This is a genomic window from Variovorax defluvii (genome assembly GCF_039541515.1).
Lineage (GTDB): Bacteria > Pseudomonadota > Gammaproteobacteria > Burkholderiales > Burkholderiaceae_C > Variovorax > Variovorax defluvii.
Genome location: NZ_BAABGJ010000080.1, coordinates 338,593 through 351,380, shown reverse-complemented (window position 1 = coordinate 351,380; position 12,788 = coordinate 338,593). Strand labels below are relative to the sequence as shown.

At 69.7% G+C, this 12,788-nt stretch carries 11 protein-coding genes; 4 read left to right on the top strand and 7 right to left on the bottom strand.

The genetic code is table 11. The features are described 5' to 3' along the window. Window positions 1-2,660: two-partner secretion domain-containing protein (locus ABEA07_RS24510; RefSeq protein WP_345541150.1), on the top strand; the 2,660-nt coding region annotated here is incomplete at its 5' end. A gap of 88 nt (window positions 2,661-2,748) precedes the next feature. Then, a complete protein-coding gene (gene rlmB, locus ABEA07_RS24505) occupies window positions 2,749-3,498 on the top strand; it encodes a 23S rRNA (guanosine(2251)-2'-O)-methyltransferase RlmB (protein ID WP_345541149.1) in 750 nt (249 codons plus the stop codon). Window positions 3,499-3,594: 96 nt separating this feature from the next. On the opposite strand, the gene ABEA07_RS24500 is transcribed toward rlmB, so the two are convergent. The 6 genes from ABEA07_RS24500 to ABEA07_RS24475 form a co-directional block, all read right to left on the bottom strand. After that, window positions 3,595-3,993: an Hsp20/alpha crystallin family protein gene (locus ABEA07_RS24500; RefSeq protein WP_345541148.1), complete on the bottom strand. Its 399-nt coding sequence runs from the start codon at window positions 3,991-3,993 to the stop codon at window positions 3,595-3,597. Between the two features lie 15 nt (window positions 3,994-4,008). After that, the gene (locus tag ABEA07_RS24495; RefSeq protein ID WP_345541147.1) at window positions 4,009-4,446 is read right to left on the bottom strand and encodes an Hsp20/alpha crystallin family protein; all 438 of its coding nucleotides are present in this window, start codon (window positions 4,444-4,446) and stop codon (window positions 4,009-4,011) included. Window positions 4,447-4,563: 117 nt separating this feature from the next. Then, window positions 4,564-4,734, bottom strand: coding sequence for a hypothetical protein (locus ABEA07_RS24490; RefSeq protein WP_345541145.1), 171 nt, complete (start codon window positions 4,732-4,734; stop codon window positions 4,564-4,566). A 93-nt stretch (window positions 4,735-4,827) separates the two neighbouring features. Continuing rightward, window positions 4,828-5,799 carry an aldo/keto reductase gene (locus ABEA07_RS24485; protein ID WP_345541144.1) on the bottom strand — a complete coding sequence of 324 codons (972 nt, stop codon included), beginning with the start codon at window positions 5,797-5,799 and terminating at the stop codon, window positions 4,828-4,830. 29 nt (window positions 5,800-5,828) lie between these two features. Continuing rightward, window positions 5,829-6,428, bottom strand: coding sequence for a chromate transporter (locus tag ABEA07_RS24480; protein ID WP_345541143.1), 600 nt, complete (start codon window positions 6,426-6,428; stop codon window positions 5,829-5,831). Further along, a complete protein-coding gene (locus tag ABEA07_RS24475; protein WP_345541142.1) occupies window positions 6,425-7,012 on the bottom strand; it encodes a chromate transporter in 588 nt (195 codons plus the stop codon). Before ABEA07_RS24475 ends, ABEA07_RS24480 begins: the two co-directional genes overlap by 4 nt. A 94-nt stretch (window positions 7,013-7,106) precedes the next feature. Between ABEA07_RS24475 and ABEA07_RS24470 the strand changes: the two genes are divergently transcribed. After that, window positions 7,107-8,003 (top strand): YihY/virulence factor BrkB family protein, encoded by an 897-nt coding sequence (locus ABEA07_RS24470; protein WP_345541141.1) that lies wholly within the window; start codon window positions 7,107-7,109, stop codon window positions 8,001-8,003. Window positions 8,004-8,012: 9 nt separating this feature from the next. Here ABEA07_RS24470 and ABEA07_RS24465 read toward each other — a convergent pair whose 3' ends face one another. Continuing rightward, complete coding sequence (locus ABEA07_RS24465; RefSeq protein ID WP_345541140.1) at window positions 8,013-9,110, bottom strand: MBL fold metallo-hydrolase; 1,098 nt, start codon at window positions 9,108-9,110, stop codon at window positions 8,013-8,015. Between the two features lie 127 nt (window positions 9,111-9,237). On the opposite strand from ABEA07_RS24465, the gene ABEA07_RS24460 reads away from it, so the two are divergent. Continuing rightward, entirely contained in the window at window positions 9,238-12,786 is a 3,549-nt protein-coding gene (locus ABEA07_RS24460) for a patatin-like phospholipase family protein (RefSeq protein ID WP_345541138.1), read from the top strand. Window positions 12,787-12,788: the final 2 nt, after the last annotated feature.

The window sequence follows — 12,788 nt, the reverse complement described above, 5'->3', positions numbered from 1 at the left end:
CGCTCAATCGCGTCACCGGCGGTAGCGCCAGCCAGATCTTCGGGCGCCTCAGCGCCAATGGTCAGGTGTACCTGGTCAACCCGTCGGGCGTGCTCTTCGGGCGCAGCGCGCAGGTCGATGCCGGCGGGCTCCTGGCCTCCACGCTAGGCATCAGCGATGCGGACTTTCTTGCCGGCCGCGACCGCTTCACGCAGGGCGCGGGCGAGGGCGAGGGCGCCTCGGTGGTGAACCAGGGCCGCATCAGCGTCGCGCCGGGCGGGCGCATCGCGCTCTTGGGCACGCGCGTGAGCAACCAGGGGCAGTTGCTGGCACCGGGCGGCGATGTGGCCTTGGCTGCGGGCCGCCAGGTGACGCTGGCAGCGGGGGCGGATGGGCATCTCCAGCTCGGCGTGGATGCCGGCGAGCTGGCCACGCTGGTGAGCAACGGCGGCTTCGTTCAAGCCGATGGCGGATCGATCATGCTCAATGCGCAGGGCGCCAGCGCGCTGGCCTCGGCGGTGGTGAGCAACACCGGCACCTTGCAGGCGCGCACGGTGGACAGCCGCAACGGCCGCATCCTGCTGCTGGCCGACCAGAAGCAGGGCGGACGGGTGGAAGTCGATGGCACGCTGGATGCGAGCGCCCCGGCGGGCGGCAACGGCGGCTTCATCGAGACCTCGGCCCGGCAGGTGCAGGTGGCCGATGGGGCGCGGGTCAGCACGCTTGCCGCTCATGGCAAGACGGGCACCTGGCTGGTCGATCCGACGGACTTCACCATCGATGCGGGCAATGCGGCGCAGAGCGCCAGCGGCATCGGGGCGAGCACGCTCTCGACGAACCTGGCCAGCACGAGCGTCACCCTGCAGACGGCCGCCGGCGGCACCGAGCCGGGCGACATCCACGTCAATGCACCGGTGAGTTGGAACGCGAACACCCTGACGCTGAATGCAGCCAACAACATCGACATCAACGCCGTGATGACCGCCGGCGGCACGGCGGGGCTGGCGCTGAACTACGGGGGCACCAACGGCGACGCGGCGGCCACGCCGGCGGCGGGCAGCAACGTGAACGCGGCACTGAGCGGCAGCGGCTTCACGGGGCGGGTGGACTTCACCGGGAATGGCAACAGCCTGAGCATCAACGGGACACCGTACACACTCGTCAAGGACGTCGCTGCGTTGCAGGGCATCGACGCCAATCTCGGTGGGCACTATGCACTCGCCAACGACATCAATGCCGGTGCGGTGGCGTTCAGCCCCATAGGCTCTTTTTCCGGCACTCTGGATGGCCTGGGTCATGTAGCCCAGGGGCTGAGCATCAGTCAGCCAGGTGACAACGCAGGCCTGTTCTCCCAAACCGAGGCCGGCAGCATATTGCGCAACATCGGGCTGGTCGGAGGCAGCATCTCGGGTGCCAATGTCGATGGTGGCCTGGTCGGCTGGCAACAGGCAGGCAGCATCATCAGCCATGCTTACAACACGGGCGATGTGGCAGGCAACCGACTGGTCGGCGGATTGGTCGGACAGCAGCAAGGCACCGTCAGGGATGCTTATGCAACAGGCAGCGTGTCGGGCAAAGACACAGTCGGTGGTTTGGTCGGCAGTGAAGGGGGGGGCAACATCAGCAACGCCTATGCCACGGGCAGCGTATCGGGCGACACGAACGTTGGCGGCTTGATCGGGCGGAATTCGAGCGGCAGCACGATGAACGCCTACGCGACAGGAAGCGTCTCCGGCAACAGCTTCATTGGCGGCCTGATTGGCACTAGTAATCATGGCATCGTCGGCAACGTCTATGCTGCGGGCCGCGTCTCCGGAACGTTTGAAGTCGGTGGTCTGATGGGGCATTTGAACGGCACGCAGGTTGTGGGCCCCGCCTATTGGAACGTGGACACGACCGGCCAAACCAGTGGCAGCCGTAACGACATCGGGCTCGGCCTTTCCAGCGCTGCGATGACGAAAGCCTCTTCTTTCGCCGCGTGGGACTTGGCGACGCAGGGCGGCAGCACCAGCGTGTGGCGCATTTACGAGGGATCTACCGCGCCACTGCTGCGCAGCTTTCTGACGCCCCTGACAGTGACGGCCAAGGTCTATGACGGCACCACGATGGCGGCCACCAGCGGCTCGCTGGCCGGCGCGATCGTGGGCGACAGCGTGGACCTCATCACCAAAGGCAGCTTCGCCGACAGGAACGCCGGCACCGACAAGACGGTGTCGGTGACCGGCAGGCTCGCCGGTGCCGACGCCGGCAACTACATGCTCGATGCCAATGCCACGGCCACCGCGAGCATCACGCCTGCCGGCCTCATGGTCTCTGCCAACGACGCCATCCAGCCCTGGAACGGCCGGGCCTATGCGGGAGGCAACGGCGTGCGCTATCTCGGCTTCGTTCCCGGGGACGACCCTTCGGTGCTCGGTGGCACGCTGGCGTACGGCGGCAGCGCGCAGGGCGCGTCGCTGCCCGGCCACTACGGTCTGACGGTCTCGGGGCTGGCCTCGGGCAACTATGACATCCAGTACCGCGATGGCAGCCTGGCCATCATCGCCCCGGAGGCCACGCCGCCGGCGGGTGAGGTGCAGCGGCAAACAAGGCCCGTTCTCGACGACGCCGCTGGTTCTGTCGCCATCACACGCCCGGGCGTGCCGCTTTCCATCTCGGCGGACTACATCAAGGTGGACTGAGGACGCGAGGCGCGACAAGGCAGCAGTCGCGGCCTCGGCAGTCCTTCTGCCCACGCCCTCGCGCCTGGCGGGGCTTGATAATCCCGCGATGTCTTCCCCCAAAGTGATCTTCGGCTTCCATGCCGTTGGCGTGCGCCTCAAGACCGCGCCCGCTTCGGTGATCGAAGTGCTCTTCGACGCCAGCCGGCGCGACGCCCGCATGCGCCAGTTCGTTGCCCGTGCGCAAGAAGCCGGCGTCCGCCTGATCGAGGCCGACGGGCTGCGCCTTTCCAAGCTCAGCGGCAGCCATGGCCACCAGGGCGTGGCCGCACGCGTGCAGCCGATCGCACAGACCCGCTCGCTCGACGAGTTGCTCGAAGGCCTGGAAGCCGCCGGCACCGTGCCCCTGCTGCTCGTGCTCGACGGCGTCACCGATCCGCACAATCTGGGCGCGTGCCTGCGCGTGGCAGACGGCGCGGGCGCGCATGCAGTGGTCGCACCGAAGGACCATGCGGCCGGCATCAATGCCACGGTCGCCAAGGTCGCCAGCGGCGCAGCCGAGACCGTGCCCTATTTCATGGTGACCAACCTGGCCCGCACCCTCAACGAGTTGAAGGAACGCAACATCTGGTGCGTGGGCACCAGCGACGACGCGCCGGGCACGCTCTACCAGAGCGACCTGAAGCGCCCGCTCGCGCTGGTGCTGGGCGCCGAAGGGGAGGGCATGCGCCAGCTCACGCGCAAGACCTGCGACGAACTGGTGCGCATCCCGATGGCCGGAGCCGTCGAGAGCCTCAATGTCTCGGTGGCGAGCGGGGTGTGCCTCTACGAGGCGATGCGCCAGCGCACGTGCGCCTGATTCGCCCGTTCCCCCGGTGGCGCGGGGCCGCGGCCGCCCGAAGGCAGGGCAGGCGCATCGTCCTGCTGTCCGCCCGACCGGGCGACCCCGCCCTCGTCAGGCGACCTTGACCTCGACGCGCCGCGGCTGCGCACGCGCCAGCTTGGGGATGCGCAGCGTCAGCACGCCGTGGTTCAGCTCGGCCGTCACCTTCTCCGTGTCCAGTTCCTTGCTCAGGGTGAAAACGCGGTGAAAGCGCGCCAGGCCCACTTCCGTGTGGCTGGACTGCAGTCCCTCCGGCACGTTCAGCGCCGATTCGGCCTCGATGGTCAACGTGTCCGATTCCACCTGCAGGTGCAGCTTGTCCTTGGAGACGCCGGGCAGGTCGGCGTAGAGCGTGATGCCGGTGGCGTCCTCCACCACGTCCACGGGCGGCGTCAGCGCCGCGTCGTCATAGCGGGCCTCGTTCCTGCGCACGGACGGCGTGCTGGAACGGGCAGTGTCGACTTCGTTCATGTCACTGCTCCTTTCTTACTGCACGTTGATTCGGCGGGGCTGCGCGGAGGCGCGCCGCTGCACCGTGATGTGCACGACGCCATCGCGGTAGTCCGCAGAGATCGCCTCCGGGTCGGCGTCGTCGGGCAGCGTCAGCATGCGCCGGAACTTGCCGGTGAAGCGCTCGTTGATGTGGACGGCCGAGCCCGATTCGGACGAGGGAAGGGCAGAAGGGCGCTCCCCGGCAATGCTCAGAAGACCGCGGTCGAGCTGGATGTCCAGGGTCTTCGGGTCCAGGCCCGGCGCGAAAGCGTAGATCTCCACGGCCTGCGGCGTACCGCCGATGTTCAGGGCCGGGAAACCGCCCCGGCCCAGGCCTCGGATGCTCGGAGACAGATCGAGCGCCTGCTGCATTTCGCGTTGCAGGCGATCCATCTCCGCGAACAAGTCACGCGGGAACAGGGATCGATACATGGCGAAAACCTCCATTCGGTTGAAACGAACGGAGCGCCGAAGACGCCTCCGGCGCATCCGCTGGAGGAATTAGGAGCGGCTCCCGCGGATTTCAAGAGGCCATGCACACGATGCGCGCTACGAAGGGTCCTTGCTGCGCGTGCGTCCCACCGCACTGAAGATGCCGATGCCCAGCAGGATCAGCGCGCCGATCCCGATGTACAGCGGGGGCACCCCGGCCACCGACGCGCCCCACGCCAGTCCGGCGAGAAAGATTGCGAAGCCAATCATGTAAAGCACAAAGGACATGGTTCTTCTCCGTCTACGAAACGGACCCCAGTCTCGGTGCGCTCCCCCGGACGGGACAGGCGGCGGCTGCCGTCAATGCATGTCGGAGCGAGCCTACTGCCGAGTCGATCCCGGCTCGGCGCTCGCCTCGTCGAGCAGCGCAACAGCCTCCGCATCGAGCGTGAGGCGCGCCGCGGCCGCCAGCTCGTCGAGTTGCTGCACGGAGGTGGCACTGGCGATCGGTGCCGTGACGGAAGGCCGCGCGATCTGCCAGGCCAGTGCCACCTGGCCCGGCGTGGCGCCATGCGCCTTCGCGACCTCGTCGAGCGCCGCCAGGATGCGCAGGCCGCGCGGGTTCAGGTACTTCTTCGTGGTGCTCGCGCCGCGCGCGCTCTTGGCCGCATCGGCCTCGCTGCGGTACTTGCCGGTCAGGAAGCCGGCGGCGAGGGCGTAGAAGTTGATCACGCCCACGCCCCGCGCCGCGCACAGCGGCTCCAGCGCCTCTTCGTACACCGCGCGGTCGTACAGGTTGTAGAGCGGCTGCAGGCTTTCGTAGCGCGGCAGGCCTGCGCGCTCGGCGACGTCCAGGGCCTGCGCCAGCCGCGGCGCGGTGTAGTTCGAGGCGCCGATGGCGCGTACCTTGCCGGCCTTGATCAGGTCCGCGAAAGCGCCGAGGGTGTCGGCCAAGGGCGTGTCCGCGTCGTCGTCATGCGATTGGTAGAGGTCGATGTGATCCGTCTGCAGACGGCGCAGCGACGCGTCCACGGCCTCGCGGATGTAGGCCGGCGACAGGCCCTTCTTCTTCTCGCCCATCGGCTTGCCCACCTTGGTCGCCAGCACCACGTGATTGCGTTTGCCGCTCTGGCGCAGCCACTTGCCGATGATCGTCTCCGACTCGCCGCCGCTGTGGCCGGGCACCCAGTACGAATAGACGTCCGCGGTGTCCACGAAGTTGAAGCCGGCGTCCAGCCAGGCATCGAGCAGGCGGAAGGACAGCTTTTCGTCCACGGTCCAGCCGAAGACGTTGCCGCCGAAGGCCAGCGGCGATACGTGGAGGCCGGAGCGGCCGAGCGGTCGAAGTTGCATGAGGCTCTCCTTGAAGAGGATTCAGAGGTTCACACGAAGCCGCCGGCGCCCAGCAGCGCGCCGGCCCCCAGCAGCCACAGCAGGTGGATGCGGGTGCGCCAGACGATCAAGGCCGCCACGCCGGTCAGCAGCCACAGATGCCAGGCGGGCGCGTCGCCGCCATGGGTGCCGGTGGACAGCACCCAGCCGGTGGCGACCAGCAGGCCGACCACGACGGGCGCCATGCCCTGCTTGAAGGCACGCACGCCCCGCCGCTCGCGGTTGCGGTGGCCCCAGCGCGTGGCGAGGTAGGTGAGGGTGGTGCTCGGCAGCATGATGCCGATCATCGTGACCGCCAGACCGAACAGCCCCAGCGCCCAGGCCTGCGGCCCGGCGCCGACGCCGCCGCCGGCATTGATGCCCACGTTCCAGCCCATCAGCGCGACGAAGAGCACGTTCGGCCCCGGCGCCGCCTGGGCGATCGCGACCGAGGAGCTGAACTGCGCGTCCGTCAGCCAGCCATGCCGGTCGACCAGGTAGCGGTGCATGTCGGGCACGGTGGTGATGGCGCCGCTGATGGAAAGCAGCGAGAGCAGCAGATACTGCCCGAAGAGGCCCAGCCAGTCCTGCCATTGCAGCGAGATGCTCATGCGCCCAGCCTCCGCCAGGTCCAGACGCAGGCCGCGCCGCCGACCACCAGCAACACCCATCCGAGCGGGACGCGCAGCAGCGCGATGGCGGCGAACACGATCCCCGCGATGCCGACGCACACGCCGAAGCCCAACGGGTGCCGGCGCAGCGCCGGGGCCAGCTTGATGCCCGTCGCCGCGATCAGCCCGCCGGCCACCGCGCCCATGCCGCGCAGCGCGCCTGCCACCTGCGGGTTGCCGGCGAAGTGGGCGTACAGCAGGGCCAGCACGAGGATCACGAACAGCGGCACCGTCAACATGCCCGCCACCGCCGCCACCGCGCCGCGCAGGCCGAAGTAGCGGTCGCCGATCATCAGCGCGAGGTTGATCACGTTCGGGCCCGGCAGGACCTGGGCCACGGCCCAGTCCTCGAGGAACTCGTCGGCCGTCAGCCAGCGCTTCTTCTCGACCACCTCGCGCTGCACCACGGCCAGGACGCCGCCGAAGCCCTGCAGCGCCAGCCAGGTGAAAGACACGAAGAGGTCGCCGGTCGAGCGGGGCTGCGGTCGCTCGGCGGGCGCCGCGGGGGAGGGGGCCAATTGCATCGCGCACGATTATGGTGGCAGCGCGGTTCCGTGGCGCCGCAAGTCGGGGAGCGCGCCGACACGTCCCCGCGCGCCACGCTGCGACACTCCCGGCATGCAGCCGCGCGCACTCTTCGATCTCCTCAAGCAGGCCGTCCTGTCGTGGAAGGCCGACTACGCCCCCAGCATGGGTGCCGCACTGGCCTACTACACCGTGTTCTCGGTGGCGCCGCTGCTGCTGATCGTCATCTCCGTCGCCGGCCTGGTCTTCGGCCAGGAGGCCGCACGCGGCGAGATCCTGACCCAGCTGTCAGGCCTGATGGGCGAACAGGGCGCGCGGGCGGTGCAGGGCATGCTGGAGTCCGTCAACAAGCCGCGCGAGGGCATCATCGCCACCCTGGTCGGCCTGGCCCTCCTGGTCCTGGGCGCGACCACCGTCTTCGGCGAGCTGCAGGACGCGCTGGACCGCATCTGGCGCGTGCCGCAGCGCCAGGCCAGTCCGGGCCTGTTCAACCTGCTGCGCGTGCGCCTCCTGTCCTTCAGCATGATCTTGGGCATCGGCTTCCTGCTGATGGTGTCGCTGGTGGCCAGTGCCGCGCTGGCGGCGCTGAGCAAGTGGTGGGCGCCGGTCTTCGGTGCCTGGGCCACACTGGCGCAGACGGTCAACTTCGTCTTCAGCTTCGCCATGGTGACGGTGGGCTTCGCGATGATCTACAAGATCATGCCGCGCGCGCGGGTGCAGTGGCGCGACGTGTGGGTGGGCGCGGCGGTGACGGCCCTGCTCTTCACCGTCGGCAAGCACCTGATCGGGCTCTACATCGGCAAGAGCAGCGTGGCCTCGGGGTACGGTGCCGCGGGCTCGCTCGTCGTGGTGCTGGTGTGGGTCTACTACTCGGCGCAGATCTTCCTGCTGGGCGCCGAGTTCACCTGGGTGTATGCGCGCAAGTACGGCTCGCTGCGCCACATCGACACGCCGCCGCGGCCGCGGGTGCCCGGCACCGACGCGATTTAAGCGGGCGGCCTACTTCAGCCCTTCCCACCACAGCTTGTTGGTGCGCGGCCGGCCGATGGTCAGCACCTCGCCGATCTCCGGCGTCGCCAGTTCGATCTTCTTCGCCTCGGCCAGCTTCGCGATGCGCACCAGCGGGTCCTGCCAGGTGTGGAAGGCCAGGTCGAAGGTGCTGTTGTGCACCACGTACAGCACCTTGCCGCGCAGGTCCTCGAAGGCGCGCACGCTCTCCTCGGGCGTCATGTGCACGGAGGGCCAATAGGCATCGTAGGCGCCGTTCTCCATCAGCGCGAGGTCGAAGCCGCCGAAGCGCTCGCCGATCTGGCGGAAGCCGCCGAAGTAGCCCGAGTCGCCGCTGTAGTAGATGCGCTGCGGTCCGCTCTCGACGATCCAGGAGGCCCACAGTGTGCGGTTGCGGTCGTTCAGCGTGCGGCCGGAAAAATGCTGCGCCGGCGCGGCCGTGAGGCGCACGCCCTCATGCTCGGCCGCCTGCCACCAGTCGAACTCCGTCACCCGCTCCCGCGGCACGCCCATCTCCACCATGCGCGCCGCCACGCCCAGCGGCACGAAGTAGCGCTGCACCCGCTGCGCCAGGTACTCGATGGTCGGCACGTCGAGATGGTCGTAGTGGTCGTGCGAGAGGATCATCCCCTCGATCGGCGGCAACTCCTCCAGCGTGAGCGGCGGCGCGTGGAAGCGCTTGGGCCCGATGAAGCTGAAGGGCGAGGCGCGCGAGCCGAACACCGGGTCGATCAGCCAGTACTTGCCGCGCAGCTTCAGCAGGTGCGACGAATGGCCAAGCCGGATGATGTGGTTCGCCTCAACATCCAACGCCTCCAGTTGCGCCGGCCTGACCGGGCGCACGGGGATGGGATCGACCGGCACCGTGCCCGTCTTGGTGGCCACGAGGAAGCGCGACCAGATCTTCCACGCGCCGGCCGAGGGCAGGGCCTGCGGGTTGGGCATGTTCTCGAACACGCAGCCCTTGCCCATCTGTGGCGAGCTGGCGTACGGCGTCTCGCAGGCCCCGCTGGCGGTGCCGGCGCAGCCGGCGAGCAGGCCGAAGGTGGCGGCCAGGGACAGGCTTTTGCAGAAGGCGGCGAGGGTCATGGGGGCGGGGCAGGGGTGCGGCCCGGCGAGCTTACCCGCCTCCGGCATCGATCCGGCATAGACCGTTTGCGGCATTGTGGCGCCCGTTCCACCGTGAAATATTTCACATGGAAAGACAAGGAGCTGCATGGACGAAGCGATCCAGAAGCTGGTCACCGCGCGCCGGCAGGCGCTCTCCGGCGCCGACGACGGGCACCGGCCCTGGGGCCTGGCACTGTCGGGCGGCGGCATCCGCAGCGCGACCTTCTGCCTGGGGCTGATGAAGTCGCTGGCCGCGCACCGGCAGTTGCTGAAGTTCGACCTCGTCTCCACCGTCTCGGGCGGCGGCTACATCGGCGCCACGCTGGGGCGGCTGTGCACCAACGCCGGGTCGGCCGACGAGGTGCGCGAGATCGAGCGCGCCTTCGCCGACGTCGACCGCGCCCGCTTCGGCTGGTGGCTGCGCAGCAACGGCCGCTACCTGATCCCCGGCGGCCTGCGCGACACCCTGTTCGCCACCGCGCTCTGCCTGCGCAACCTGCTGGGCACCCACATCGAGATCGCCATCGCCGCCAGCCTGATCGGCATGGTGCTGGCCGCCATCAACCTGCTGCTGTGGGATGCGGTGTTCCGCGCCGTCGACCTCAACAGCGTGCCGCCCGACGCCGTGACCGGCGTGACCGACCTGGCCAGCGTGCATTCGCTGCGCCTGCTGGTGCAGTGGGCCACGCAGTGGCCGACGCTGTGGTTCACGCTGGTCGGACCCTTTCTTGCCTCGATCGTGCTGGCTTGTGCCTACTGGTCGGTGCGCGACCGCAAATCCACCGGCTCCATGCTGATGCAGGTGGGCATGTGGTGCGCACTGGCCGCCGGCGCCTGCTGGATCGGCCCGCGGCTGGTGCGCGACTACAGCGGTCAGCTCTGGCTGACACCGGCCTTCGTCGGCTTCGCGCTGTGCTGGGTGGTGGCGCTGCTGTGGGTGCTGTGGCGCCGCCGCAAGCGCTCGCCGGCGGAACTGCGCAACGAGCTGACGGACGCACTGGCCTCGGTGCTCAACACCGTGCTCATGATCGTGATGCTGGGCCTGCTCGACCGCGCCGGCTGGTGGATCGCCGCCGAGGCCCAGGAGGTCCGGGCCACCTACGGCGCCATCCTGCTGGTCGTGGCCGCGGGGCTGCGCGGCGTGCTGCCGATGCTGCTGTCGCAGAAGATCGAGGCGCCCGGCATCGGCAAGTCGGTGCTGCTCTCGCTGGCCAGCCTGCTGGGCCTGCTGCTGGCCTTCTGCCTCGCGGCCTGGTGGGTGGGAGTGGTCTATTCGGCGACGCTGTTGCCGGTGTTCACCCCCGCCGGGCTGGACTTCTCGCGCGGCTGGGTCTGGCTGGGCACCATCTTCGTCATCGTCTTCAGCTACGCGCTGGTGACGGGGCGCAACTTCGCCTTCCTGAATGTCTCATCGCTCCACATGTTCTACAAGGCGCGCATCGTGCGCGGCTACCTGGGCGCGGCCAACGCACGGCGCCTGGGCGCCAGCCCGACCGACCAGGTCTCGGGCCTGGAGCCGCCGCAGGTGCCGGTGGGCGAGGTCGATGCGCACGACGACATCTCCCAGCTGCGCTACGCGCCCCACCTGCACGGCGGGCCGGTGCACCTGGTCAACGTCTGCATCAACCAGACACACGACACCAAGCAGCGCCTGTTCAACCGGGACCGCCGCAGCCAGCCGCTCATCATCGGTCCCATGGGCCTGATGCAGGCCGGCGGCGCCGCCTGGGCGCAGGCGCATGGCGAAGGCGCGCTCACGCTCGGGGCCTGGACCGCGATCTCCGGGGCCGCCTTCGCCCCTGGCCTCGGGCGCATGACCAAGCGCGGCATCGCCGCGCTGTCGGTGTTCGCGGGCCTGCGCCTGGGCTACTGGTGGAACAGTGCCGAGGCCGGCATCGTGCAGCGCGGCGCGGCCGTGCACGGCAGCCCGCTCTTGATGAAGACGCGCTTCATGCTGCTCGAATGCTTCGGCGTCTTTCCCGGCAGCAGCTCGGCCAACTGGTATCTGAGCGACGGCGGCCACTTCGAGAACACCGGGGCCTACGCGCTGCTGCGCCAGGAGGCCGCGCTCATCGTCATGGCCGATTGCGGCGCCGATCCGGACTACCGCTTCTGCGACCTGGAGATCCTGATCCGCCGCGCTCGCATCGATCTCAACGCCGAGATCACCTTCATGAAGCCGCGCCCCGGCGCCGACTGGCCCCACCTGGGCGCCTTCGGCTCGCTCAACGACCTGGCTTCGCCCAACAGCCAGGCCTGCCTGGCGCTGGCGCAGGTGCGCTACACCAGCGGCGCCACCGGACAGATCGTGCTGGTCAAGCCCAATGTCTCGGCCGCGCTGCCGGTGGACCTGGTCAACTTCAAGGCGGCCAACCCGCTGTTTCCGCAGCAGCCCACCACCGACCAGTTCTTCGACGAGGCGCAGTGGGAGAGCTACTTCCGCCTGGGCGCCGAGATCGGCGCGCGCCTCGAAGCGGAGATGCTGGAGGAGGTCGCGAGGGGCGCGCCCGGCCTCTTCATGCCCGACGACGGCCAGCCGCAGGCGATCGTGCGGGCCAGGACCGGCGGCGAGGCGGAAGAAGACAAGGACAGCGCCGCCGCCGCCGCCGTGGGCTCGATGAGCCGCCTGCAGGCGCGCGTTCTCAGGGCGGGCGCGGTCACCGCCTCGGTCGGCATCGGCACCGCCGCCACCTTCGGCGTCGCGGCCTGGCAGGGCATCGACAGCTGGCGCGCCCAGCGGGCCGAGGCCGAGCGGGCCGAGAACAGTTCGTTCAAGGAACTGACCGAGCGCTGGGCCCGCCTTCACACCGGCAGCCCCAGCGGCGATGCGCCGGCGCAGCTCGCGGCCGAGCTGCTGCGCACCGGCGACCTGCTGTGCCGCGACGGACGCGACAACTTCATGGCCAAGTTCCGCCTCTCGGTGCGCATCGTCGACGACGCCAAGCAGGCCTGCACCGACGAGCCGCCGGCCCAGCGCGCGCCGGCCTGCGTGCGCCTGCTCGACGCGGGCAACGGCATCGACTGCCTCCAGCCCGCGCAGGCGCCGCCCTGTGCGCCGCGCTACTGGGCACGCGACTACACCGGCCAGGTCGGCTCCAAGCAGAACTGCAGCGGCACCTTGCCCGCGCCGTGGCCGGCCGTGGTGTGGCTGCGCGACCGGGTGCAGGATCTGCGGGGCGGCCCCGGCGATCTGCAGGTGGCCACGGGGCCGCCGCAGGCTGGGGCACCGCCGGCCTATCCGCCTGCGCCGCCGGGCGCCGACCTGGCCCCCGCCAGCGGCGTCGAGCCGCCGCGGCCGGCCGCCGACGTGTGTGAAGGCTCGGTGGTCTACATCCAGCTCTACGGTCCGGCGCTGCGCGACAAGGCGCGCAGCTGGCGCGGCCCCTGGCGCAGCCTGGGCGCCTCCGTGCCACCGATCGAGGATGTGCTGAGCACCTCGCGCCGCGCCGGCCGCTCGCCGCCGGTGGGACATCCGGAGCCCACCGTCATCATCCGCGACGAGAAGATGCGCGCCTGCGCCCAGGCGCTGGTCCAGACCGCCGCGTCGCCGACCGGCCAGCCCTGGGTCATCAAGCTGCGGCCGCTGGGCGGCAGCGAGACGAAGAGCAACATCGAGGTCTGGCTGCCGCGCACGGGCGGGCCGCTGGCGAATTGACG